A 25,999-nucleotide genomic window follows, 5' to 3' on the forward strand; every position below is an offset into this window, starting at 1 on the left:
GCGACGCAGATGGATCTTTTCCGCTTCACGACGCCAAATCAGCACTCGGTTACTTCCGCCGAGAACATCTACCTAGCGAAAATAGAGCGAGTGCATACGTAATATCCAGATCTAGCCGAATGCGGCCGGTCGGTCGAGCCGATGCGCGCTGGGAAGAAGTACCGGTCGCTTATATGACCAAGCGACTGGGGTGCGAGATCGAGGCAGACGCGCTGATCGCACATGTTTGGTCACGGTCCGTTTTAGCGTGCCGCGCGAAATCATTTCACACGAAGCATTCCGAACATCGCACTACCCAACGTCCCGCGCTTTTTCTGAAGCGAATAGCCATGCGACCGAGCTATCAATTGAGATCGGCAGATCTGAGACGGGCCGTTCTCTCCCACTACATCGCAGGTGACATCGAGACGGCGCAAACTCTCCCTGTCTCAGCGCCTTACCACGGGGTGGCACGGCTGTCATGCTTGCCATGACCATCCCATCCTGATCAAGTCCAGATGCCCGGAGGTCGCGAATGCCGCGGATCCTAATTATGAATGCCGGTACGCCTCAGATGTCGGGCGCCCATCTAACAAAGGCTCAACGTTCGCTGGCCGCCAGCTCGGCATACCGTTCAGCGTGGTTTGCTCAGGAGGGCGACCTGATCGTCTCCCCGGTAGCGATCCCGGCGGATCTGCTATCCTTCATTGGCGCGACGCTCGATTTCGATGCATCGCGTCTTCGCCTTGTTGTACCTGCGAGCCGCCAATCGACGATCCTCGATGATTGCACGTTGCTGTCCCAGCCTGTTGTCGAGCGGCTCAGAAGACATATTCGTCAGAAATCCGCCTGGCGATTGCATCCCTGCTACTTTACAGAAGGTGTCGCACGTTTGGCGGCCACACTGGGCATATCGAAGACCGGGGACGACTTCGCTCTGCAGCGCGGGCCTGATCTGTTGAATCGCAAGAGCCACTTCCGTCAGTTGGCAACAAGCGTCGCACTTCCGCTCCCTCATGGATGTGTCGCGACAGACCCAAATGGACTATTCAAAGCGGTCACTGCCCTCAAATCCGAGACGGGCAGGGTCATTGTAAAGTTGGATAATGGAGCTGGAGGAGTCGGAAATGTCATCTTGACCCGCAGCAAAAGCGATCCGCTACCTGGAGCCAGAGATACTCGGATGATTTCGTGGCCGTCGCTTGATCCTGACGCGCTTTACTCTGAGATCACAACAGCATCGTGTAAGACGCTGGTCGTCGAATCATACCACTTGGCCCGATCTCTATTTTATCTCGAGTATGAAATCCAGGATGATGCATCAATCGCTTTTATCAACAGTGGAAACATACGCCTGCGTAAAAGCACAGATCGGTCCGAACGGGCTCTCACCTGGACGGGGCTTGAGCTTCCAAGCGACCTGGAGAACGAGCAATGGTTGACTGCCCAGGAGCATGCCTACCGATTTGTGGCACTAGCGAGAGACCTGGGCTATCGCGGAATGATCAACATCGACGCCATTTTCACAAAAGACGAACGGTTGCTGTTCAATGAAGCGAACGGCCGCTGGGGTGGCGGATCGGTGTTACACAACATTGCGATCCGGCTGCTCGGCTTCGACTATTCCAGCCGCAACGTTATTCTATCTGTAAGAAATGTGCGATCGCCATCCTTTCAAGCGGCGCATGATCGCTTCTTCAAAGAAGGACTCCTATTCGACCGCACACGTAAGGCGGGCGTGATCCCGCTTGCCGCCGACGAGGAGGCTGGCACCGTGGAGTGCGTTGTGATTGCGCCAGACAGGACTGCGGCCCACGATCAGCAACACCGACTTTTGAGCTCCTAGCGAGCAATCTTCACACGCTCAATTCACTGCCCCGCTCCAAAGCAGCGCTTTATTCGGCCCTACATAAAGAGGGCACAGTCTGAGCAAATAGGTTCGGCGCTGCGGCCGGCTGCACTCCCTGAAGCGCCGGACAGGCGAGAGGCTAGGTTGATCCTTAATGCTAAACGTCGGATCATGATCGTGACCTTGCGCGGGAAATATTCTCACCCAGCTGGTCGATCGCTGCAAGAGGCTGTCCTACGCAACGGCATCCGCTAAGCGCATTGCGTCCATCAATCGGACATTCTCTCGGCGGAGATTAGAGTCATGCTCGAGCGGCTGCGTTTGCAACCGGCGACTTTCGCAACTGCACGCATGCGGCACCAATCTTCGGGTGAGGACGAGGGCCGACCTTATAGTGGGATGATGGCTCGCCTACAACGAGAACCTGGGCAGACTCATATCAGGCGCGCCACCTCATAGCCGAGCGGTAGAACTTTCGATGACCCGGCGGTTCGCGCCGCCCCTTTTTGAACAGAAGTAGACAAGAGATCGGCGCTCCCCGCTCGACACCGGCTTAACTTCATGCCGGACCTTACATGTCGTGACAAGCACGGCGCCGAATGGTGGCCGGAATACGTGCTGTTCGTACACGGTAGGATATACCACGAACTCACCCCCCTCGAAGTCTCTCGCTAGCTGCACAATCACCGCGTACTCGAAGTCCGGATCACTCTTCGCATCCAAATGGATGCCCACAAAGGACCCGGGCGGCATACGATGCATTTGGCATCGGCGAACCACGTAATCTGAGGATGCTCCGAAGATCTGTCTTAGCGCGAAGCTGCGGTCTTTACTTTCAAGTAGCTCCATGATCTGCCCTGAAGCTGTACCACTCACGTTGCTAGGCGCCCGGCCGGGTGGATCTACCCTTACGCGCTTGACAAAGACGCTGTGCAAGTCGCCGGCATCTCCCTCCCGCACTTCTTCCTCGGGAATCTCAGCCTGCAGCTGATCGATCTTGGTCAAGTCGGCTTGAGTGAACAATATCTGGGGGGCGATAACGGCCGTCCCCTTTACTAACAGCTCTATGCGGTACTTTGTCAGCATTTCCTCTGAAAGCTGGCGGGATTTATCACTCATTGCGCGCGCCATTCGAGCTCACTCCTTTGATCTTCGAAGCAGGACTCCGGGTCCTTGTGCATTGAGACGAATGCTTGCTCCCAATGCTCGCCATCGAACTCGGTTATTCTTACGCGCGCGATCGTCCTTCTGTCCAGGCATCGAATATTTACGCTGAACCCGGAGGGGTTCGACCTCGGCCTATAGAATGGCTTTACCCCACAAAGCCGGCAAAACGTGTGCCGAGCAATGTTCTTGTTGAACTGATATGTAGTGAGGAATTCTTCACCGCGCTCGATGCGTAGCTTATCGCCAGTTACGAGTAAGTGGAGAAACCCAGACATTTGACAAATCGAGCAATTGCAACGAACTCCAGAGAGCTCCCGCGGCGCTCTGACGTAGAACTTGACAGAGCCACAATGGCAACTGCCATGATGTTCGATCTCCGAGTGATCATCTCCGGTGCGTGCCGCAATTGCGATGAGATCGCGGCACCACTGGACGCTGACCCGATAGGCTTGGAGGAATTCATTCAAAAAACGATCACTACGGTCAGGCTGCACAAGTTCACCAATCAGCCGGCCTGTCATTTCTCCGTGGTACTTCTCCGCGGGATCTTCTCCGCCCACATGGCTGCGAAAATACTCCAGATCGTCCGGCTGCGCTTTAAACGTTTCGGCCAGGGTGGTCCACAGCGATTGGATCATGTCCGCAGCATGTAGCTCAAAAGCTACCATGTAAGCGCAACGAACGAGGGAGTCTTTCGATGACAATCCGGCGTAGAGAGAATGCAGATACTGCTTCGTCCTAGAGCTATAGTTGGGCAGTATTGCTCGGCCGAGTAGTTGGGAGGCATCTTTCTTCAACAGGTTGGAGTGAAAGCTTTCTGTCAACAGAATATCCGGTAGCGCGGCCTTGCCCCCCTGGAGAATTCGGCCATGGCCTCCGGTCTCGTCCCAACAGATAAAGTTCGCGACCACGCTGGTCAGCTCAATGTCTCTCGCAATATCCCGATTGTGATGCATTGCATCAAATATGAGGTCCCCTTGGGACCCCGCCTGCAGGTACGGGAACGCCTGTGACATCGCCAGATATTCGGGCAGCACCCTGGCAACCTGATCTTCGGACAACTGAGAGGCGAACGGATGCGGGCCGAACAAGGCTCGCGCTTGCTCGGTCAGGTACTCGCAGCATATCTTCGGAGGCTGATCCGCTGCAAATCGAGACGCTTGAGATGTCATGTGATCCCTGCAGATGAGAAGCGAACGGTCCCTGACGAAGCAGCTTCGTGTCCGGGCCACCTATTAACCGCCCTGGGTTCATTTGCTTAGAAGGGCCAATGATTGCGCTCACCTTCCAGGCGAACTTTTGGTAGTTTGCTTCGCGATGGCAGACAGCGGCATGCTCAGTCCAGCTCATAAGCATCGAAGGGAATGCGTTCATTATTGGAGCGGCGGGAATCCAGTCGGATTCCTCTCCACCAGCAGTCCGACGCCGCAGTGCCCGCCCCGACCAGCATTCGCGCGGAGACTCATAATGGATACTGCGCCGCCCACGCCGTTTTGTAGCTAATGTCGCGTGGGCGAGTGGCGTGCCTGGCCGCTCGGCACGCTTGCAGCTTTCGCGATCTTGGGCGAATGGATCAAGCCCTCGCGGGTGCTGCTCCCGCCATTTCGCCGAACCGCTGTCAGCCTGGGACAGCATTGTAGACTCCAATTTGTACCTATGATGCTCTTAAGGTTTTTGGCCCCTGGTGTCACATACCGCTGCTGGCGGCACAAAGCATCTCAAAGAGACCCTCACCCGTTCTTCGTTCGCGATTACCACCTCTAAGTTCTTAGTCGCTCTCAGCAATCATTATGCCAACTCTTGGATTCGCTCCGTAAGATCTGAATCAGTTGATACAACGGTCGTGTCGCCTCCTCATTGCGAGTGTATCGACCTTGAGAGCCTGCGCGCCGCTGTCAGAAAGCAAACAGCGAAGAGCCAGCGGCCGCTCACATGCGTACAGGTCTGCTCAATCGCGGAGACTGCTTCAAAGGCGACGCATGGGTTGACTTTGCGCCCCGAAGCCAGCGACAGCGCTTTGTGCGTGCAGACGGCAGCGCTAGTATGGTGACCCGGGTCGCTGACTATTGCGTCTTCGCCGTGACCGTTACAAGAGAAGAAATGGCCTTCCACGTCGTCGAATACGACCGAACGGTGACCTGGAACATACGCAGGCCCCTTTGCCTGTGCCCCGACAATCCCCCGCGACTCCGTCGTAGCGTAACGTGGTCTAGGGAACATCCGGGCCCGCTGCTCGCGAGATCGACGGATGCCATGGGCAGACCCTATTGGTAGCTGGCCGAGATGGGTCGCTACATGTTGCGCGCTCTTCGACACGGGTGCGGCGTTGATACATTTCTGGAGCGTATCCACTATCATGGCCTGGACTCTCCGGATCGAGCGCCACGAGCAAGTGCCGCAAGATCGGTTTCGAGCTTCGGTTGAAGCGAGAACATTGCGTCTATCAACGCCTGCGCCGGTTGCTCAGCGGCCTCAACCAGCGCCGCCTTCTCGGCCCGCGCAGAGGGAGCGAACACACGCTTAACGACCGTCGGCGAGCCCTTGAGACCGCAGTTGGAGGTGTCTTCGACACCGGCTTCTTGCGCGCTCCATTTCACGATTTGGGCACGCGCGGCACGCAAGGCATCCGCCATCGCGCCGCGCCGAATCTGATTGGTCGCCTCAAGCATGGTGATGAGGCACGGCAATTTGGTTTGCAACACCTGCACACCACCTTCGCAGCGTCGTTCCACTTCAATCGTTTGAGCGGCGAGGTCCAAGGATCTGATCTTAGCAACGTAAGTCAGCTGCACTACGCCCACTCGCTTTGCGATGCCGGGCCCAACCTGCGCAGTATCGCCGTCGATGGTCTGCTTTCCCGTGAAAATGACATTCGTCGGGCGATAGTCCTTACCGATTTTCCGGATGGCGGTTGCAAGTGCATACGTTGTGGCCAGTGTGTCGGAGCCCGCAAAGCAGCGATCGGTGAGTAGGACGGCGCGATCGGCACCATAAGCCAGCGCCTTTCGCAGGGACTCTTCTGCCGATGGCGGTCCCATGGTAAGCACGGTAATTTCGCCGCCGAACCGATCGCGCAGCTCCAGCGCGGCCTCGAGCGCGAAGAGGTCATATGGGTTGATGATTGTCGGCACTCCCTGGCGCATGATTGTATTGGTCACGGGGTGAACGCGGATTTGCGCCGAGTCCGGAACCTGTTTGATGCAGACGACATTGTGCACGATGTTGCTCCAACAGTTGCGATAGCTGCGAAGAGAACAGCAAGTGTTGTACCATCGCCGTTGCCTGGAATCGGCTCGCTGTCAAAAAGGCTTAAACCGGGCGATAAGTCGCTCCAGCCGCTCTTCCTGACGAACGAATGCCGACACAAGTCAGGGCACCGACAACGCGGTTCCGCTCGTCACGCCAGCCGAGAGACGCAAGGGATGCTCGCAGGATCACTGCTGCGAACCACCTGCGGGCATCGGGCCGATCGACGGTTAAGCATTGCCGCTCACTCGTCCGCAGAATAGGGATGATAGCTTGTTACATGTTCGAGCTACGGAGGACGGTTCACGATTGTATGGCCCCAGGTGAGGCTCTGTAACTCATGGCGCACAAATCCATGTTGCGCGCGCGCCGTCGTCGCCGCAGGCCGGCCCATTCCCTTCAGAGTGCGTAGATTGCCTCTTCGGAATCATTCTTCAACTATCTATTTGGCAGCAGAAGTTCCGACGGGTGTGGTTGTTCAGAACCGCTTTATCTCAACTCCGTATTTTCGCAGCGCATAGCCGATTTGGCGCGGGGTTAGTCCGAGTAGGCGCGCTGCCTTGGCCTGCACCCAGCCAGATTTTTCCATGGCCGCAATGACACGCTCGCGATCGGTCATGCTCGCACCACCAACGAGAACTGTGCCGGCAGGTGCCAGTGGGGCCGGTCCGCAGACAGACTGCGGTGGCAATGTCGTTTGAGCTAGCGGAATGATGGACTTTGCAGGCATCGGCTGCATGGGTACCGCCACGTCGGCCTTGTCGTTCGATGTGCTTTTCCAGAGCATCATGGAAAGGCACTGGCCTTGGCAGCATGCAAAGTCACTTCTCACAATCGATGGCCCGGTACACAGCGTCGCTGTTCGCTCGATGCAATTTTCGAGTTCGCGAATATTTCCCGGAAACCCGCAGTTCATCAGTACCTCGATCGCACTCGCCTCCAGGGTGAGCGTACGGCCGTTCTCGCTGTTGAACTTTCTGAGGAACTCTCGGGCTAGCAGCGGAATATCAGTGCGTCTTTGGCGCAGCGGCGGCAACAACAAGGGAACTACGCTAATACGATAGTAGAGGTCCGCGCGGAACTCGCTCCTTGCCACGGCCTCTTCAAGGTTCTTGTTGGTCGCAGCTATGACTCGAACATCGACCTTAATCGTGTGATTGCTACCGACGCGCTCGAACTCCTGCTCTTGCAGAACTCGCAGCAATTTCGCCTGGAACGGAGCTGAGATCTCTCCGATCTCATCCAGAAATAGCGTCCCTTTGTCAGCAAGCTCGAAGCGCCCCTTGCGCGAGCTGACCGCACCGGTAAAGGCACCTTTCTCATGGCCAAACAATTCCGATTCCAGAACCGTCTCTGGCAGCGCCGCGCAATTCAGTTTAACGAACGGTCGTTTAGCGCGGGACGAGGACTCGTGAATGGCCTTGGCTACGAGCTCCTTGCCGGTGCCGGATTCGCCCCGCAGCAGAACCGTGCTGTTCGATTTGGCTACAACCGCAATCTTCTCGAGCAGAGCGCTCAGCGCGGCGCTGTCGCCAATGATCCCGTGGGCGTGAAGCTTCTTGCGCTCGCGAGCGGCCACCTCAAGCTCAACAATCTTCTGTGGCTGGTCTTTGTCCACTAACAATCGTTCACGATCGCAGGCCAACAAGCGATGTAGCTTGACTGTTTGTCCCACCAAGTTGGCGACCATAGCCAGCAGTCGCGCATCGTACTCGAGCCGAAGACTGGAACTATCGTCCTGGATACGGTCTACCGTCAGCGTACCAACGACCCTCGCTTCAATACGAATAGGAACCCCAATAAACGATACGCGCACGCTGTCGGAGGCGCCGAGAAGCTCCCGGTCGGCAGCGCTGAAGGCTGGCTCGCCGGCTACGCTCTCGACAATAAGAGGCCCGTCTGTCGCTACGATCTGGGCGATTGCTTTCTGCGGCAGGCACGTGCGGTAACGTTCGTCACTGCCTTCGCTCCAGCCGGCGCCAACGGTAATTTCCGGGATACCGTCATCGTGGAATAGCGAGACGATGCCGTGTCGCATCTGCACAAACGATTGCAGCAGGCCAAGGACCTTGGCCAACATGACTTCGAGCCGACCAGGGGCGCTGACTATTTTCGATATTTCGAAGATGCCGGCCAGCGCGCTCTCATACGACGGCTGCCCCGAGGGATCACGCTCCGGCTCCGGTTGCGAGGCAGGTCGTTCGCCCGAGGATGGGATGTGCAGCATGAGCCTGTCTCCGTTGTCTTGATTATCCTCCATGGAGCCATGTTGGGATTGGCGAGCTTCGTTTTGCATGTCACTCTCTGATCTAGCCCCACGTGTTGAGGAGATGACATAGAACCGTGACACCTTATTATGGCACGACACCACACTTGCAATGTGCCCTCGTTTCACTTTTTGCGGATCGTGCGCGTCGTCAGCGGAGAACATACGTGCCGCTGCAGGACACGTCAGCTGCGTCGCCAGAGCGGCGGCTTTACAAATGCTGCCCGCCATTGATCGGCACCTCGGCTCCCGTGACATAACTCGCCGCATCCGAGCACAGGAAGAAGATGACTTTGGCCACTTCATCCGGGGTCCCCACTCTGCGCAGCGGGATACCTGGCACGAGACGGGCTTCCGTGTCTGGCGATAGCATGTCGGTCTTGATTTCGCCGGGCGCGATCGCATTCACACGAATGCCATGCGGCGCATAATCATAGGCCAGCTCGCGTGTGAGGCTCGCAAGCGCCGCTTTCGAGGTCGCATAGGCGCTACCGGCGAATGGGTGCACCCGTGAGCCTGCTATTGAAGTCACATTTACGATTGATCCTGACGCGGCTCTTAGCTCGTCAAACAGACCCTGCGCCAGCAGGATCGGAGCTACCAGATTAAGATGAAACACCCCCATCCAGGTCTCGGTTGACGTGGTCAACGACGTCATCCGATCGCCAGTGGGCGTTTTCGGCGAGACCCCGGCATTATTCACCAGCGCGTGCAAGGGCGCACCAGCCAAGCGCTTCTTGACCTCGGTGATCGCACGCGGCAGCATTCGATGATTGCTGAGGTCGATCTGGAAATGATCGTCATTCCCTGCCTCCCAGGAGCATCGCTCGCCGTCGAAAGGTTGGCGCGCGCAAGAAATGACACGCCAGCCCGCCTCCGAGAAGAGCTTGGCAGTGGCATGACCAATTCCGCGCGATGCCCCCGTGAGCAACATCGTCTTTTGTTCTCTACGATTATCACGCGCTTTATCGGCGTAAACGAGGCAACCCAAATGTGTTTCGGCCAGCGGCTCTCTAATCAGATTGTCATTCGGCAGATCGAGACCCAAGGCCGCCTCCTCTACTGTTAGGGCAGCGGACGATTAGCAGGATTTGCGCCACTGCGGTGCAGGTAAATCACCTCCGTTTTGCGTCCTAACGTCGCGCACACCGAACACTTGGCCGATTTCAGACAGCCGTGGGTGTGCTTTGTGACAACAATGGCAAATCAGCTACGTAAGCTCTCTAGCACACTCGCCTGCTTCATCACAGGGGACGGGCCGCGCTCGCTTTCTTGATCGCGCAACCGAATGAGCTGCGGCTTGTCGGCGCCTCGCCGAAGTCAACGACCGCTCGGGAGCGACCACGGACATTTTGCCGCGCTAACTCTAAAACTGACGTACCAGCCTCGCACGTCAGATTCGTCAATCGTCGATTCTGTTTGTCGCACCCCTGGGCAGAACTGGAAATATCGCTGGACGGGTTGGCTCCAGGCACGAGCTGGCGAACTGATATGTTCATCCACGCTCGAGCACTGATCAGCTCCGATTTGTGGCTGACCGAAGGATGACGACGACGTGTTCCGTCTGCTTAACGCTGCGCAGCACTTTAGGGCGGTTGTTATCGACGTCACGGCTCAAGCGAAGGCACTTAGCCGTCGCTTCGTTCTGCTCTTCGTTGCAACAGCATCACGTTGGGCAGACGATTGTCGCCTGTACAAGAACTGGCAGTACTCTTGGATGCAAAGAGCGACAATCAGGTCGATCAAGCGCGCTACAACTTTCATGAAGCTACGAGCTCTTGCGAGTTGTCTTCGACCAAGATCAACCTGCTCGGATCGTTCAAGTCGAACTCTATAACGCGTGGAGCAAAGAGACGCGCATAGCGCGTGAAGGCGCTCGTTGGGGGAAACCGGATCACCGTGTCGCAGCGCGCAAGGAGATACATCTCAGTGAGGGCAGAAAAGCCACCCTCGGCTCCGAGGGCGGCGTTGTGCAACGGGCCGGCGTGAGGCGCCTGGAACTGTTTTGGAATCGCAAAAACATCGGGAAATATTGCCGACACCTGCTCAAGGATGAGCGCGCTGTCCGTGCACAGGAATGCCCTCACAGGCCTCGCATGTGGTAACGCCCTCGCCTTTTCAATGGCATTACAGACCTGTCGAAACGCGCGCTCCGCGTCCGCCCAGTAGGGAGCATGCCCCATAATGTCCTCACCGTTGCCATGCCGGACATGAATTCCGATCACACTGTACGGCTCAAAGTGCTCGCGGTAGATGGCATCAATCCGAGCCTGAATTGCAGCTCGCGGCTTTATACTCCGAAAGATCTCGCGCTCCGCCTCCTGATCGCAGCGCCACATCAGGCAGGCATCACACACAACCGTGTTAGCGTCACTATCTCTCTGACTTTGGAACAGTTGATCGAGTTGGTCGCGTTCCCGGAAGATCTGCTCGTTCGGGCGGTAGACGCAATCGATAGATGGCTTGTTCCACCATGCCGGAAAGAATGGTCCCGGAAACGAACGTTTGTTGATGTCGTCGTCGCAAATCACCGGCACGCCGGCAATGTCTTCAACCGGTTCGAAGAAGACTGGAAAGGCATTGGTGAATGGTTCATCAAGATAGCAAGAGCCCCGCCAATCGATGGCTAGCGTCCGCCCTGTCTGCTTTGCAAAACGCCAAGCTGCCGCCAGGGACCACAGACAGTCGCCAAAACCCGTACGTCGCCGGGACACTACGAACCGAACATTCATCGCACCGCTAACCATCTCGATTGCCTTTTCGCGCGCTCCTGGTTGGACAAAAGACATCGATACAGACATCTCGGGTCTCTTCTCGCCCGGCGTCACAGTCTGTTGCGGTTCCGGCGAGCTGCGTCGGTAGAACTTCATAGCAGGGCTATCCGTGATGGCCGCGTTCTCTCAACACTTTCTGTCCTTTCTTCAGCGGTGTTGTATCGACCTGCCCGAAGTCCGATGCCCAATACTCCCTGTGCGTCGGATGGGATGGTCCCCTCACATGCAGGCATAGGAGGCGTGGCCACATGCGCTTCGTGGTGATTCACCAAGGAAAGTCGGGACGGATCGATCTCTGCCCCGAACTCCCGTGCCAGAAGCTGCCGCAGCAACAGTTTGGCGTCTAGCGTAACTGGTTGAGAAACAAAAAGACGCTCGAGGATGGTTTTGCAATAGGCTTGTGTCGCGTAGGACGCGATGCGATCGATCATCCCCGAGCTCGACTCCTGCGGCAGACAGGCAGTATCGGGTCGGGCTGCTAGGGAACTTGTTGGAGTGCTTGACACAGTTGAGACGCTCCTCTTCGACAGCAGCAATTACGCGGCCATCCTGCACAAAAACCGCAGTGCCACCGTGAAGAAATGTATTCGGCAGCTCCGGAGAGCTTTCATGGATTCTATCAAGGTCACCACTCAGTCCCGGGCACAACATCCCGTCCTCCATCGTGACGGGAAGGCCAACTGCCGTCCCATCGAACTAACCTGTACAATCACGCTCCGCCGGTGCGCGGGCCAGACAGCACAACATGACTTTGCAAGGCCTGTCTCGGCGCCTAGCGACAGGCACTCAGAAATAGGGTGGCTGACGTCCGACGCCGATAGACCGAACAGGCGGCCATAGATCTGGCTCGATCGCAGCCTCTTAAGGCCGTTGCAGAAGCCGCTGTAACGGACCAGGTCACTCGCGAGCTACCGCGGAAGGACTCATGATACTGCATCGATTGACTTTCTCGCGTTCGCTCAATTGACGTCAACGCAGCAGGCGTCGCCGAAATAGTGCTGTCGACGCGAAAAAGGGCAAGACCGCGTAAACACAAAGCGCACCTACGTGCAGGGCGGCACTGTCGACGCCGCGCTCAAGCATCGTTGGACGAATAAGGTCGACCGAATGTGCGAGCGGCAACAAGCCGGCAAAGTGCTGAAATGAGTCAGGCAGTTGACTCGTCGGAAAGATCGCGCCACAGAGAAACACCATGGGCGTAATGACGAGCGACTGGTAAAACACGAAGTAATCGTAAGTTGGCGCAAGAGATATGACGACCATTGCCAGGCTGGCGAAGACAAGACCCGTAAGGGCGACTGTGGGTATCGCGCACAGAATGGACGTCCAGGATGCATAGCCCAGCGCTGCAGCGACAATCCCGATTGCTGTCCCCGCTAGAACGGACTTACTGGCCGCCCACACCAACTCACCTAGAACGATATCGCCGAGCGTGAGCTGTGTGAACAGAATTCCCTCCCAGGTGCGTTTGACACCCATCCTAGCAAAGGCCGCATATAGGGTTTCAAAGGTCGCGGATGTCATCGCACTGATTGCGACCATACCGGCCGCCAAAAAGGCAATGTACGAAGTCCCCTCAACTCGTCCCACGATAAGTCCGAGGCCAAAGCCAAGGCCCAACAGATTGGTTATAGGGTCTGCGAGATTGCCGAGAAGCGATGCAAGCGCGACTTTCCTCCATGCCAGGAAATTTCGTCGCCATACCGCGATCCAGTTGTACGCGTTAGCCGGCATCACCGACGCATAGCCATCATCCATCGCTCATTTCTCCATCTCGCGCCCGGTCAACCGCAAGAACACGTCTTCGAGATTCGGAGGGCGCTGCAGTACGCGAAGGTTTGCTTGCCCGCGCAGGTGCACGCGGACTTGCTCCGGATATGGCGCGTAACAAAAAAGCGTCTCTCCACTCACTTCGATATGCCGCGCATAAGGCCTGATCAGCTCTCGAAGTTGATTGGGATCACCGCCATAGATCTCAATCACGTTGCAGCCGATATGCTCGTCGATCAAGGCATCTGGTTTGCCTTCGGCGATTTTGCATCCACTCTCAAGCACGCATAAGCGATCGCACAGGCGCTCGGCCTCTTCCATGAAGTGAGTGGTCAAGAGGATCGTCTTGCCACGCGCAAGCAGGGCCCGCAGGCGTTCCCAAATCAGGTGACGTGCATGCGGATCCAGGCCAGTGGTGGGCTCATCCATCACGAGTAGATGTGGATCATTAACCAGGGCACGCGCCAGTGTCAGCCGCCGCCTCATGCCACCGGATAACTCGGAGACACGCACGTCCGCTCTGCTTTCAAGACGCGCAAACTCAAGCAGCGCGGGCGCAACCGCCTCGATTCTGCGAGCGCTCATGCCAAAATAGCGGCCAAACACAAGCAGATTCTCTCGCACTGTGAACTCGAGCTCAAGGTTGTCGAACTGCGGCACCACCCCGACGCGCGTACGCGCCGCACGAGCTCGGGAAGGCACAGGCTCATCGAGGACTGTAATATTGCCTGCGTCGGGCGAAATCATGCCGAGGAGCATGCGCGCAATCGTACTCTTGCCAGCTCCATTCGGCCCAAGCAGTCCGAAGCACTCTCCGCGCGCGACCGAGAACGACAGGTCGTTGACGATAAGGTTGTCGCCAAATGACTTTTTTACCCCGGCAAGGTCGATCGCCACAGTGGACATGTTCATCTTAGGCTGACAGAAGTCGTTCCGTGGACAATGGCTTCTTGGCGACCGTTTTGCTCCAGAGCATGCCCTCGCACCAAACATGCTCGACACGCCCCCATTGGCAAGCTGCCGCAGCGTCCGGAAAGAATCCCCGTCCGTGGAGGTTGGCGCTCGTGTTGCAGAGCAGCGGAATGCCCGTGAGTTGCTCAAATTCGACGAGAAGCGCGGCAATTTCGTGAGGAGAGTTGCGGGAAATTGTCTGCAGCCGCGCCGAGCCATCAAGATGGACCACCGCCGGGACCTTGTCGCGCCAATTCGCCCGGGTCTGGTGATCGAATAGCATGTAAGGATCTGGCGTGCCCGGGCTGAAGATCTCCGGCGCCCGATCCTCCAGACAGATCGGCGCCACCGGTCGGAAGTGCTCGCGACGCTTGATGTCGTTGAGATGATCCTTCATTGCCGGGCACGTTGGAGCTGCAACAATGCTTCTACCGCCCAGCGCCCGCGGCCCAAGCTCGGCACACCCGGAAAGAAAGATCACGGGCTTGTTGTCGGCAAGAATCGACGCAAGTTCACTCAGACTGCAAGGTGCGGCCTCCCAGTCCGGCGGAACCTCGCTCTCCTGGAGGGCAGGACCACTGTAAACTGACCATTGCAATGGCCCGAAGCCATCTTGCGCTGCCATGGCGCCGCACGCCGCGCCGATTGCCGAGCCGCTGTCATTCGGAAACGGCGGCACCCAGACATCATCGAACAATCCCGTCGCGCGAAGCGCGCTGTTCCATTTGATATTGAGACCGCAACCTCCGGCGACACATAGATTTCGCGCTCCCGGAAGCGACGAATATCTTAGCAGAAGCAGCGCGATTTCCTTAACAAGAAGACGTTCCAGAAACACATGGAACGAGGCGAGGACGTCCTCCGCTCGCTTGGCAGCCAGGCGCAACGTGCTTGCCTCGAAGAACGCGTGCATAGCTGCAAGAGACGATTCCGCATTGTTGATGTCTTCGCGGTAGCGGCGAGCCTGCTCCGTGTCGGCCGCCAACCGTGTTTCATAAAGCTCCTGAAACACTTCCACTATGCTTTCATCAACTGAGCCAAGCGCGATGTAAGCCATCAGCTTGCCGGCGATGCCCAGATCCCAACTGGAGCGGTTCGGCTGACGGTACGGCCCGAAGTGAAGGCCCGCGGCAGCATAGGCGTGGCCAATCATAGGAAACAGCGATCCAATGAACCGAGCCCCGCGCGGTTCGACATAGTAAAGACGTGGAAAGATGCAGCCATCCCACACCAGACAGAACGAAGGCTTTCCCGCGGCTGCAAAGGGACTGGTGCTATATGCTGACGCGACATGGCCCGTGACATGCGGGTAGCTCTTATATGGAAACTCCTTGCCTCCGAGGAGGAGGCCAACGCCGTCGACGGGATCAAGGAGGCCCTCAGCATGACGCTCGACATATGGCGCGCCTTTTAGCGCAACCTGCACCGCTCCGCTTAGGAGCTGGAACTGCGATTCATTCTCCCCGTCCCAGCCGTCAACGACGAACTGATCGATATCCCGCGGCTCCAGGCCATGCTCAGCCAAGGCGCGCACGACTGCATCGAGATTGTCAACGGACTGATAGCGTGGACTATTGCCGCGCTTCTCTTGCTCCACGCAAAAAAGAAGCCGACCGTCCTCGACGACAGCAATTGCTCCGTCATGTGTCAACTTTATTCCGCAGATGCGCATACGTACTCCTGGCCTAATGACCGACGTTTGATTGTTCTGACGTGGCGTCCGGCTTTCGAAACTGGACGATCAAGCAGTCTTCGTTTGCCAATCCGGTGGAGCAGTGCCGACGCTCGACCTCCGATAGGCTCTCCTTAAAGAGAGCGATCACCGTTTCGGCACCAGCAGCATGCCCCCAGCGTTGACATATTTCATCACGCGCGGACCCGAAAATCAGAGTGCCACTTGGCGCAAGCATACTCACGAGGTTGCGGATAGCCGCATGCATCTCGCTCACGTCTTTGAGGTAGTAAAGAACCTCGGCCACGACAATCAAATCGAACTGCTCAGTGGACGAGAACCGCTGAATGTCGCAGGTCACCCAAGCAATATGTGACCACTTACTGGTCCGCAGTCGCGCTCGCTCAATTGCCTGCGGCATGACATCCACCACGGTAAGTCGCTCGCATAGCGGAGCCAGCATCTCCGTGAATGCACCGGCTGCACATCCTACTTCGAGGCCAGACGCAGCGTCTCCGTTGCCACACGACATCCGGAGCATTTGCGCGTATCGCTCCTGCTCGAACGAACTACTGTCAAGGCGCCATGGGTCGTCGAGAGCCAACTCTCGCTCTAATAGCTGATGGTTTTCGTCCAGAATCATGAGACGACCACTTATTCGTAGGCAGTCGAGCGTTCACGACCGGAAACACTCTCCGTGGCCGTGAGGCTCGATGGACGGTGCGATACCCCCCCTTTATGAATGACAGTAGGCCCCACCCCTACACTAGCCGCACCTCGTCCGGCATTGGGGCGCAGGATGACACGCTGTTTCTCCTCTTCCGCCGGCACATTAGTAACTTTTCGCGATAGCCAATCGCTATTGCTCAATGTACAAAGCGCATAAGCCTTCAATGGTAGTAAAAGAAAGATATTGATCGGTGTGTGGAGCGAGAAGCCGATAAACCGCAAATCGCGAGCACGAAGTGCTGCCACACTGCACCGGACCATAGTCATTGCAGCAATCGTCAGTCCCGTCCACCAGGGTATAGAGCCACCGATCACGAGCTGTGCAAGGGCAGCAAGTGTTGAGATCGCGAGGAGAAATGGGCCGAGATTCTGCCCGATAACATCTAGGGTCAAATAACCATCGAGCTCTGGCAGCAGGCGCAATGCAAGAAACGTATCTCGAAAGGTACTGCGTGCCCAACGGAGCTGCTGACGCAGATATGGCCCAAGACTGTGCGGGACGACGGTAGCTGCTATCGCGTCTGGGACGTATTCGGTTCGAAAGCCCGCCTTGAGCATGAGTATCGTTAGATGGCGGTCCTCGCCGAAATCACTCGGCTTCCCACGAAAGAATTGCGCTTCGTATTGATCAAGAAGCAAGGTGAGTGCGGAACGCCGATACATTGCACATGGGCCGCAGCAACACATGACGGCACCGAAACGCGCCTGTGCCGCGCGCTCTTCGTTGCACGCGAGCCAATATTCCATATCGATCAGCCTGGTCAGCCAGGTCTGGTTGCGATTACTTGCTACGAGTTGACCCATCGCCGCACCGATTTCCGGGTCATGCATCTTCAATACAAGCTTCGTGACGACATCGGCAGCAAGAACCGTGTCGGAATCGACGTTGAGAACGAGATCCCCGGATGAGCTGCGTATTGCAGCGATCTGCGCCTTGCGCTTTCCGACGTTGTTGGCCAACAAGATGATATTGAATCTCGGATCATTGGCATATATCTGGTGTACAGGCGCGACCACGTCGCGGTTTGCAGACCCGTCATCGACCACATAGACCTGCATCTTTCCGGCGTACTCTTGACTGGCAATCGACTCCAGACATTCGGCAAGCGTGTTTGGATTCTCATTGAAGCACGGCACGATGACGTCCACAGTGGGAAGGACCACCTCGGTTTGTCCGAGGCTGTCCTGTAGCGATGAGTTGATCGTCGGCTGGGCATAAAGCGCTTGCACGCTCTTATAGATAGTCGAGAGCAGCGCATAACTTGAAACAGCAGCAGCACTGGTTGTCGCGAGCAGGTCCATAGGTGTCAGTTCTTGTTTAGTGAAGTTGAGGGAGTGGACGGATTACAAACCCGCGCCGTTGTAGTGCCGGAATCAGAAATGCCAGCGCCTTCGTGGTCTGATCGCGCAGCGTTGTATCGGTGCACAGTCTCTCCTCATCGGGAGGATACCCGTCGTGCAGGAGCACAATTGCACCCGGGCGAACGTTCGCCAGCACCGAATTCACAATTGTATCAACCCCAGGGCGGGACCAATCTCTCGGGTCGACCGACCAGTGCAGAGCCGTGAGACCAGCGCTCGCAGTCATTGCGAGCACCTGTTGCGTCCATATGCCGTAAGGCGCTCGCATATGCCTGGGCGAGGCCTTCGGGCACGCCAGACGGATCGCCTCGCTCGCGGTCAGCACTTCATCCTGTAGCTCCGCAGGTCCGCATCTGGATAGATCAGGATGGGTCATCGTATGGTTCGCAACCTCATGCCCTTCCGCAATCACTCGTCGGATGAGGTCAGGATGCTCGATCGCGTACGTGCCGATGACGAAGAATGTCGCCGGAACCCGATGTTGCGCCAGCACATCGAGCACCTCTGGCGTACAAAACGGGTTCGGCCCGTCGTCAAAGGTCAAATAGACAGCTCGACTTCCGCTCACGTCAGCGTAGTCGCAGCGGACAGTGGATGGGGTGGAACGCTCTGTCACAACTCAGGCCCGTTCCGATCGATGAAAGTCCCGGCCGGCCATTCGCTTATCGAGCGCCCCAGCGGAAACACCACCACGATCACATCCTCGAGGCGGGTCGGCGATAAATTGGGATAGACATCCGGCTGCGTGGAGCGGACGCGAATGCCATGCATCAGGGTGGCGAGCCCCTGCCTTTCGACCAGTCGCGTCATATGTTTCTCAAGCGCCGACCGAACCGTGCCAAAGCCGAATGGAACGCCAAGCTCCTGCAGTACGGGATACATCACGCGCATTGCGTGGCTTATTCCGAGCCCTTCGAGATCCGGACGCACCGCATACAACCCCAGTTCTGCTACGAGGAGATCGACTTCACTAACTTTGATGAAGCGACGTAGTAGCCCGAGGTGGGCCGCTACCCCGCGCGCGTCGTAACCAATTGCACGGAGCTCCGGTCTTGCGCCGGCCCAACTTCGGCTTCCCTCAAAAGGCTGCGCATTGAACGCACCCGTCGGTCCATAACTCTTGCGGAAGAACTCCGCGAGCTCGGCATGATCGGCGAGCCGCAGCTCGTTCTCCCAACGAAGGCTCCACTGCACTTGAGCGCGCGTAGAAGAGCGTTCCGCAGCCGGGGACACGGCAATGTTCATGGCAAGCTTCCTTGCGCCAGTGGAATTAAGAGCGAGACGTTCACGTGAAGTCGTTAGTCGCCGAACCGCCGATCAATGCTGGGATGCGCGGACTTGCTGTGTCGGAGCTCGGCACCGCTCGCCTGCACAGCGCCGCTGGCCCCATGCTCGCGAGGCAGCGAGCGCTCGGTTCGCGCTCCTCATCCGGCCAATGCCCTGCGTGCCATATATCGGAAGATGCCCACGATGCGATTCGACAGGCCAGATGCTGTCTGCACCAAAGAGCTTTTGCGCCTCCTGTCGCTTCGATGTCCGCCGCTTTGATCTCTGAGGGCAGGCGATCGACGCGCGGCCCTCATCGACGGCGCTTCGGAGCGGCATCAGGTCAAACTGGCTTTCATACATCTTCGACACGCCCCGAATGCACTGGACAGGCGAGCCATTTGGAAAGGCGCCTGGAATTATTGGCATCCGCAATCTGCGCCTGCCGCTATTCCCTGACACTAGAATGATGCTGAAAGCGCTCTCAAGTGTACGCGGGTAAACCTCGAATATGGAAACGGATGGCGTCACCATACCAAGGTTTATCGGACCCCGCTTGCCGACCAAACGAGCGCACTTCGCACGGAGACGCAACACGGCTCGCATGACGCGCCTGTAGACGCCCATGAAACGGAATCGGCGGCGCGCTCGCACGTCCAGGAGCTTTCCTCTGAGCTCACCTGAACGACCATAAAGCATTGTGGTGTGCCTGGTTACTTTTTCAAACTTCAGTTTGCTATCCAACATCCCGCAATTTGGTAAAATCGATTGTTTCGATAGAACACATCCACACGATGGATAGACTCACAACATGCGGTTCAAGGGACTCGATCTAAATCTTCTCGTTGCGCTCGATGCCGTGATGACGGAGCGCAATCTCACAGCGGCGGCTCGCAAAATTAACCTGAGCCAGCCGGCCATGAGCGCTGCGATCGCACGGCTGCGCACCTATTTCCGTGATGAACTATTTACTATGAAAGGTCGCGAGCTCGTCCCGACACCTGGCGCGGAGGCGCTTGCAGGTCCGGTTCGCGAGGCCCTGCTGCACATCCAACTCTCAATCATATCACGGGACGCGTTCGACCCGACTCAGTCGAGTCGACGGTTCAGGGTCATTCTTTCGGATTTCATGACGATCGTTTTCTTCCGCAGAATAGTGGACCGCATCGCACAAGAAGCTCCCGCCGTGCGGTTCGAATTGCTGCCATTTTCCGATGAACCCGATGAGCTGCTCCGTCGGGGCGAAGTCGACTTTCTCATTCTGCCGGAACTGTTCATGTCGAGTGCGCATCCTAAGGCGACGCTGTTCGACGAGACCCTCGTGTGCGTGGGATGCCGCGCGAACAAGCAGCTATCCCGACAGCTTACGTTCGATAAATACATCTCGATGGGGCACGTTGCTGCCAAGTTCGGACGGGCACTGAGACCGAACCTCGAAGAATGGTTTTTGCTTGAGCACGGTCTGAGGAGACGAATTGAGGTGGTCGTGCAGGGCTTTAGCCTGATTCCGCCCATATTGTTAGACACGAGCCGTATCGGCACGATGCCCTTGCGACTGGCCAGACACTTCGAAAAGCGGATGCCGCTGCGAATCATCGAACCGCCTCTCCCCCTACCCATATTCACAGAGGCCGTGCAATGGCCCTCGTTCCACAATACCGATCCCGCGAGCATCTGGATGCGGCGGATATTGCTCGAGGAGGCATCCAACATGGCATCTGGTGAGCAAGGGCCTCCAACTCGTAGGCGCTGTTAGGCTTACCGCAGGCTGCGACTCCGAATATCCAAAGCACGCTATGGGCCCTTCGACGTGCTCGGTCCCTTTCCTCGCTTCGGCGTCTCCTGGAGAGACACTGCCACGACCTCACAAGCCAGTGATCCGCTTGCGAAGACTTTTCCAGTTGTAAGCGTGGTGACTTCCCAGGTGTGGTTTGATGGGCTTGCGCTGCGTTCAGGGCTACCCCTGGCAATATCGCGGATAGAACACGCCTCCATTACAAATGTTCAGCTTGGCCATTAAAATGGCTTGAATCGCACATTGCGTCAGGTTGTAGGTTGACCGTCGCGACTTGCGCTGCACGACACAGCCGTCGACGGAGCGCTTTGGGGACCTCACGGCGCTCACGGATGCTGGGACGATCTGCCATCAGCGAGCTGAACGGACCAGCTACGTGGTCGGCCGAAACCGGCGAGACGGATCAGCTTGGAGGGTCCTGAAGCTTTCCCGCCGCGGCCGATCGGCTTACCGCTTGCTGTCCATTCTTGTGGTCATTTCGCGAGCCTCTTGTCGTGATGGCCGGGTTGAGCCGATGTCCATTCGGGCGAGCCAGGACGATTGCTCCAAACGCAGCCGCCACCGCACGCTTTGTCGCAGCAAGGACGTTTGCGCCGGATAAGAAGAGATGCGTTTCAAAGGTCTGGATCTAAATCTTCTCGTTGCGCTGGATGCTCTGATAACTGAGCGCAATCTCACCTCAGCGGCGCGTAGCATCAATCTCAGTCAGCCGGCCATGAGCGCAGCCGTTGCCCGGTTGCGCTCATATTTTGGCGATGAACTGTTTGGGATGAGGGGGCGCGAACTTGTCTTGACCTCGCGGGCGGAAGGGCTCGCAGCTCCTGTACGCCAGGCGCTGGTGCACATTGAACTCTCAATCATGGCGCGAGACGTGTTCGATCCAGCTCGATCGAGCCGGCGATTCAGGATCGCCCTTTCTGATTTCATAACAGTTGTATTCTTAAAAAATGTCGTGGAGCGCGTCACACGAGAAGCCCCCACCGTCAGCTTCGAACTGGCGGCGCCGACCGCTGAGCACGAGGAGCTCCTCCGCCGCGGCGAAGTCGATTTTGTTATCCTGCCAGATTCTCTCATGTCCAGCGCGCACCCCAGGGCGGCCCTATTCGAGGAGAGGCTCGTCTGCGTAGGTTGCTGCACGAACAGGGAATTACAACGCGGGCTTACATTCGATCGATATGTGTCGATGGGTCACGTTGCAGTTAAGCACGGAGGCGCACCCCACACGCCAGTTGAGCAATCATTCTTAATCGATCTCGGTCCTACTCGGCGCATCGACATTCTCGTGCAGAGCTTCAGCATGATCCCGCCCCTCCTTGTTGGGACGAACCGCATAGGCACGATGCCATTAGGGCTCGTGAGGCATTTCCAAAAAACGATGCCTCTTCAGATTGTCGAGCTTCCGGATCCATTCCCCGTCTTCACTGAAGCGGTCCAATGGCCCGCACTTCACAACAATGACCCGGAAAGCCTGTGGATGCGGGAGATGTTGTTCCAAGAGGCCACGCGCATGGCAACTGCGAAAGAACACCCCGTCACCAGCACTCCGGAAGGAGCGGGCAGTGCCGGAAAATCCGCACAATCCGTCTCGCCGTTGCCTTAAGGAGGCTCGTGAAGTCTACGAACCTCACATTCCAACACTTGTCTCAGCACACACACAATTCCACCTACCTGGCTTGCTCTCCTTATCGCGGGATAAAGACCCTCCGGGCGCGCGGTTCATGAGACGTTCTTGATCTCTTTTGCGCGTTGGCGTTAGGCGCGATGTCCGAACCGCGGAATGTTGGCCTGGCTTTAGAGACGGACACGGAGCAGCACGTTTGCCCTTAGGCCAGGCGTTTACGTTGCAGCGCGGCCGCCAAGCGCGTCTCTCAAGAACGCATGGCCGGCACGGAGCTCCGGTCGTCAACTCTCCGAGTTAGTAGTTGCTCCCGATGAATGGAGGCGATCGGCCTCTTTGGAGTCGCAACAAAATGCATCGTGAGCATAGAGGTCGTCGATCATACAGACGAAGCAAGCATCCGCGCTCGCGTGTGGCCCTATGGCATCACTCTACAGTACACCGCATCTCCATCGCTCTGCGCCGCAGGTATGACTTCTTTTGGCCCTACCGCAGCCAAACGTCTTGACGACCTGCGCTGCCCTGGACCCAATTCAAACAAGGAGCTGAAGGTTGAAGCTATCCAGCGGCGTGTTCGATCCAGAAGAGCTTTCTGCCCTCGGACGACTTTATGACAGCGCCGTCGACGCGCTACCCCCATCGATGCGGAGTCCAGAGAATCGCACGGCAATCGCCAAGCTCATCCTGGAGCGTACAGTGGCTGGCGAGACTCAACTGGCATGCCTTGCGAACTTGTTGATCACCCTTTCCCCTCAGGGTTGATCCGCCGCCATTCTAAGGATAGTCACCACTCTCGCGCTGGAGAATGGAAGACGATTCAGGCTGACGCTAAGAAAGCAGCTTGAATCATACGTGACGTCAGGTTGTAGGCTTCAAAATTGAACAACATGAACAAACCTACACCAAGAAGGCGTCGATGGCGCATTGGCGAACTTGCAGAGGCGACCGGAGTAACGGTACGCACGCTGCACCATTATGAGCACACAGGACTCCTAGCAGCCACAGAGCGTACTGACGGCGGCCACCGGATGTATGACCGCGAAAGCCTGCAGCGGGTTCAGCAGATTCGCGCGCTGCGTGAGCTTGGCTTCTCACTTGTCGAGATCCGTAAAGCCATGGAGGGAACGACTTCTCTCACGGACCTGCTGCGCAAACATTTAGAGCGCATAGAACTTCAAGTCGCTCGAGCAACTTTTTTGCGCGACCGTTTGCGCAACATGACCATCGACGGCGAGGCGCAAGTAAGTGTGGATGAGCTGCCTGCCACTCTGAATGCCATGTCGCGAGTCGAGACGCGTAGTCAAACGTCCCCATGCATCTGCAATTTAGCTTCAGAGCGCGAGGACCGGTGGCGGCGAATCCGTGACGACCTTCGCGATTGCATGGATCGGAGCGAGCCCCCTTGCGGTGAGCGCGCAAAGGCTGTCGCAGTTGCAGCACGCTTGCTGATCAGCGAAATCGCCGGCGCCGATTCACGCGTTTCGATGATCCTGAAGGTACTTGCACGACTGAGCGCCCCCCGCGCTCTGGCTGGTTGGGATCCCTGCCTGATGCAATATCTCGATCTCGCCCTTGGCGGGTTGGAGGATTAGCCGTACTGACCCGTTCATGGCCGTTTCCACACGTCGGTTGAAGGCAACCTGACAATGCTAGGTTGACCGGCCGCGCTCTGATGCGGGCTGAAAGCTTTATGAGCTTAAGCGAACAGATGATCATGGCCCGCCGATGCGCGCTCCTGACGCACCCATGCCCCTTAAAACGGCTTGATCCGCACGTAACGTCAAATTGTAGACTCTCCGGAAATTGGAAGCTGGTCGAGCCAACGCACGGTTGGCTTGGAGCAGCCTTGACCTGCAGGGGTGTCTGATCACAACCACTTGGGATCACTTCAGTGAGCATTGAAGGCTATACAATTGCAAATACGCAGCGCGCTTCTGTTGCAAGTGCGGCGATTCTCTTCTGTGCTCTCGCCGCCCCGCTTGCGCTCGGTTCTGAAGTAAAGATCGCCGTGGCTGGTCCAATGACTGGAAGCAGCGCCGCGTTCGGCGCGCAAATGCGCGATGGTGCAGCTGCTGCGGTTGAGGACTTGAACGCTTCGGGCCTACTTCCGGATAATGCCAAAGTTATATTGAGGGTCGCTGACGACGCCTGCGACCCAAGGCAAGCTGTCGCAGTTGCGAATAAGCTCGCGACAGAGCGCGTCCTGTTGGTGGTTGCCCATTTTTGGTCCTCTTCGTCGATCCCGGCCTCCGACATCTACGCTGAAGCAGGCATCGTTCAGGTGTCACCAGGCTCGTCAACTCCTCAGCTAACAGAGCGCGGCCTTAAGACTGTCTTTCGGATCTGCGGGCGCGACGACCAACAGGGAACCGTTGCCGCCGAGTACATTCACGTGAACCATCCCAACGAGAACATCGCGGTGCTCGACGACAAGAGCACTGCTGGAAAGGGCATTGCCGACGTGGTCGAAGCCCAGCTTCATCGATTCGGACGACAAGTCAGTCGGCAAAGCTATGTTGCAGGTGAACGGGACTTCAGAGCGCTAGTCTCAAGAATGAAAAAGGATCGAGTGCGCGTCGCCTATATCGGCGGCTATCATACCGAAATCGGATTGTTTGTGCGCCAGGCATCAGATTCAAAAGCAGACTTCATAGTCATGGCAAACGATCCGCTGATGACCTCTGAATTCTGGGCGATTACCGGCAGCGCTGGGAATGGCACATTGTTTACCTTCATGCCCAATCCGGCCGGGAGTGCCAAGGCGGCCGGCGTGGTCGCCGGACTCAAAGCTTCCGGCCTGTCCGGTGAAGGCTACACGCTATACGCCTATGCAGCTGTGCAAGCCTGGGCAGAGGCGGTGAACCGGAGCGGCTCCTTCCATGCTACGCGGGTCGCCAGCGCACTTCGTTCACGGCCGGTCGACACCGTAATTGGCCCGGTCCGGTTCGACAAAAAGGGAGACAACTCGGCTTCTGGATTTTTGGTTTACCGCTGGCGCGACGGCCGTGTTGAACGTGTCAAGAAGTATTGATTGGCAGGCACCGCCGGCTCCAAACGCAATGTATCACGAATGACGAGACGCCCTCAGAACGTTATCGCAGCGATACTCGCTAGCTCTTTTATACTTGCTGCTTTCGGAGCGTTTTTCGCGTTCGCTGCGGCGCTCGCAGAGCTAGCTAGGGTCGAGCTGACGGAGGTGCTACGTCCGATGATAGACAAATAGCAGCCCCGTTGTCCCGATCCGTCCGGCAGCACAGGACCGCTGAGCGGTCGACTACAGTTCTGGCGGGTCTGAAGGCATGACCTTTCTGCCGCCAAGTGATTGAAGGTTCAGGGGGGAGGAACGGGAAGCTAACGAGTTTATAGTCACGCTATGGCTCAGATGGGGGCGCGTTCGCTACTTCGATCAAACTGACAGCCCGATCGCCATTGACGCATTCTCCTGTACCTATCATATCGCGCAAGCTCGGATCCACGCAGGGGAGAGAGAGCGGGACGGCATGAAGCAATCAGGACCCACCACATAGGCTATAGTCGGGTACGGTGGGTAACCAC

Annotated in this window: 19 protein-coding genes and 1 pseudogene; 6 read left to right on the top strand and 14 right to left on the bottom strand. The window is 57.2% G+C overall.

Features of this window, described 5'->3' with window-relative positions:
* Window positions 1-532: 532 nt before the first annotated feature.
* Entirely contained in the window at window positions 533-1,825 is a 1,293-nt protein-coding gene (locus EHH60_RS34360) for a preATP grasp domain-containing protein (RefSeq protein ID WP_245454663.1), read from the top strand.
* A 456-nt stretch (window positions 1,826-2,281) separates the two neighbouring features.
* On the opposite strand, the gene EHH60_RS34365 is transcribed toward EHH60_RS34360, so the two are convergent.
* From EHH60_RS34365 to EHH60_RS34440, 14 genes and pseudogenes are all read right to left on the bottom strand, one after another.
* Entirely contained in the window at window positions 2,282-2,959 is a 678-nt protein-coding gene (locus tag EHH60_RS34365; protein ID WP_124163647.1) for a 2OG-Fe(II) oxygenase, read from the bottom strand.
* Complete coding sequence (locus tag EHH60_RS34370; protein ID WP_124163648.1) at window positions 2,944-4,167, bottom strand: GFA family protein; 1,224 nt, start codon at window positions 4,165-4,167, stop codon at window positions 2,944-2,946. Before EHH60_RS34370 ends, EHH60_RS34365 begins: the two co-directional genes overlap by 16 nt.
* 1,182 nt (window positions 4,168-5,349) lie before the next feature.
* Window positions 5,350-6,213 (bottom strand): electron transfer flavoprotein subunit beta/FixA family protein, encoded by an 864-nt coding sequence (locus EHH60_RS34380; protein WP_124163649.1) that lies wholly within the window; start codon window positions 6,211-6,213, stop codon window positions 5,350-5,352.
* Between the two features lie 506 nt (window positions 6,214-6,719).
* A complete protein-coding gene (gene nifA, locus EHH60_RS34385) occupies window positions 6,720-8,537 on the bottom strand; it encodes a nif-specific transcriptional activator NifA (protein WP_124163650.1) in 1,818 nt (605 codons plus the stop codon).
* Window positions 8,538-8,718: 181 nt separating this feature from the next.
* Window positions 8,719-9,555 carry an SDR family NAD(P)-dependent oxidoreductase gene (locus tag EHH60_RS34390; protein WP_124163651.1) on the bottom strand — a complete coding sequence of 279 codons (837 nt, stop codon included), beginning with the start codon at window positions 9,553-9,555 and terminating at the stop codon, window positions 8,719-8,721.
* A gap of 712 nt (window positions 9,556-10,267) precedes the next feature.
* A complete protein-coding gene (locus tag EHH60_RS34395) occupies window positions 10,268-11,377 on the bottom strand; it encodes a nodulation protein NodZ (protein WP_124163652.1) in 1,110 nt (369 codons plus the stop codon).
* Window positions 11,378-11,520: 143 nt separating this feature from the next.
* Window positions 11,521-11,932, bottom strand: a pseudogene (locus EHH60_RS34400) (carbamoyltransferase N-terminal domain-containing protein); the annotation flags it as partial.
* 318 nt (window positions 11,933-12,250) lie between these two features.
* Window positions 12,251-13,039, bottom strand: a complete 789-nt coding sequence (locus EHH60_RS34410; protein WP_124163654.1) for an ABC transporter permease — start codon at window positions 13,037-13,039, stop codon at window positions 12,251-12,253.
* Between the two features lie 3 nt (window positions 13,040-13,042).
* A complete protein-coding gene (gene nodI / locus EHH60_RS34415) occupies window positions 13,043-13,963 on the bottom strand; it encodes a nodulation factor ABC transporter ATP-binding protein NodI (RefSeq protein WP_124163655.1) in 921 nt (306 codons plus the stop codon).
* A gap of 1 nt (window position 13,964) precedes the next feature.
* Window positions 13,965-15,674, bottom strand: a complete 1,710-nt coding sequence (gene nodU, locus EHH60_RS34420; protein WP_124163656.1) for a nodulation protein NodU — start codon at window positions 15,672-15,674, stop codon at window positions 13,965-13,967.
* Between the two features lie 13 nt (window positions 15,675-15,687).
* Complete coding sequence (nodS, locus tag EHH60_RS34425; protein ID WP_124163657.1) at window positions 15,688-16,317, bottom strand: nodulation methyltransferase NodS; 630 nt, start codon at window positions 16,315-16,317, stop codon at window positions 15,688-15,690.
* A gap of 11 nt (window positions 16,318-16,328) precedes the next feature.
* On the bottom strand, window positions 16,329-17,705 hold the full coding sequence (gene nodC, locus EHH60_RS34430) for a chitooligosaccharide synthase NodC (RefSeq protein WP_124163658.1): 1,377 nt from the start codon (window positions 17,703-17,705) through the stop codon (window positions 16,329-16,331).
* Between the two features lie 16 nt (window positions 17,706-17,721).
* Window positions 17,722-18,381: a chitooligosaccharide deacetylase NodB gene (gene nodB, locus EHH60_RS34435; RefSeq protein ID WP_124163659.1), complete on the bottom strand. Its 660-nt coding sequence runs from the start codon at window positions 18,379-18,381 to the stop codon at window positions 17,722-17,724.
* Window positions 18,378-19,010 (bottom strand): NodA family N-acyltransferase, encoded by a 633-nt coding sequence (locus EHH60_RS34440; RefSeq protein WP_124163660.1) that lies wholly within the window; start codon window positions 19,008-19,010, stop codon window positions 18,378-18,380. The genes nodB and EHH60_RS34440 overlap by 4 nt, the downstream gene beginning before the upstream one ends.
* A gap of 832 nt (window positions 19,011-19,842) precedes the next feature.
* Between EHH60_RS34440 and nodD1 the strand changes: the two genes are divergently transcribed.
* The 5 genes from nodD1 (at window position 19,843) to EHH60_RS34475 (ending at window position 25,475) form a co-directional block, all read left to right on the top strand.
* A complete protein-coding gene (gene nodD1 / locus EHH60_RS34450) occupies window positions 19,843-20,787 on the top strand; it encodes a transcriptional regulator NodD1 (protein ID WP_124163661.1) in 945 nt (314 codons plus the stop codon).
* A 646-nt stretch (window positions 20,788-21,433) separates the two neighbouring features.
* On the top strand, window positions 21,434-22,426 hold the full coding sequence (gene nodD2, locus EHH60_RS34460) for a transcriptional regulator NodD2 (RefSeq protein ID WP_124163662.1): 993 nt from the start codon (window positions 21,434-21,436) through the stop codon (window positions 22,424-22,426).
* A gap of 570 nt (window positions 22,427-22,996) precedes the next feature.
* Entirely contained in the window at window positions 22,997-23,206 is a 210-nt protein-coding gene (locus EHH60_RS34465; protein ID WP_199752393.1) for a hypothetical protein, read from the top strand.
* Between the two features lie 125 nt (window positions 23,207-23,331).
* Window positions 23,332-24,036 carry a MerR family transcriptional regulator gene (locus tag EHH60_RS34470; RefSeq protein ID WP_199752397.1) on the top strand — a complete coding sequence of 235 codons (705 nt, stop codon included), beginning with the start codon at window positions 23,332-23,334 and terminating at the stop codon, window positions 24,034-24,036.
* Window positions 24,037-24,335: 299 nt separating this feature from the next.
* A complete protein-coding gene (locus EHH60_RS34475) occupies window positions 24,336-25,475 on the top strand; it encodes a branched-chain amino acid ABC transporter substrate-binding protein (protein WP_245333607.1) in 1,140 nt (379 codons plus the stop codon).
* The last annotated feature ends 524 nt before the right edge of the window (window positions 25,476-25,999 follow it).

The organism is Bradyrhizobium sp. RP6, assembly GCF_003837805.1.
In the GTDB taxonomy this organism is placed as follows: Bacteria; Pseudomonadota; Alphaproteobacteria; order Rhizobiales; family Xanthobacteraceae; genus Bradyrhizobium.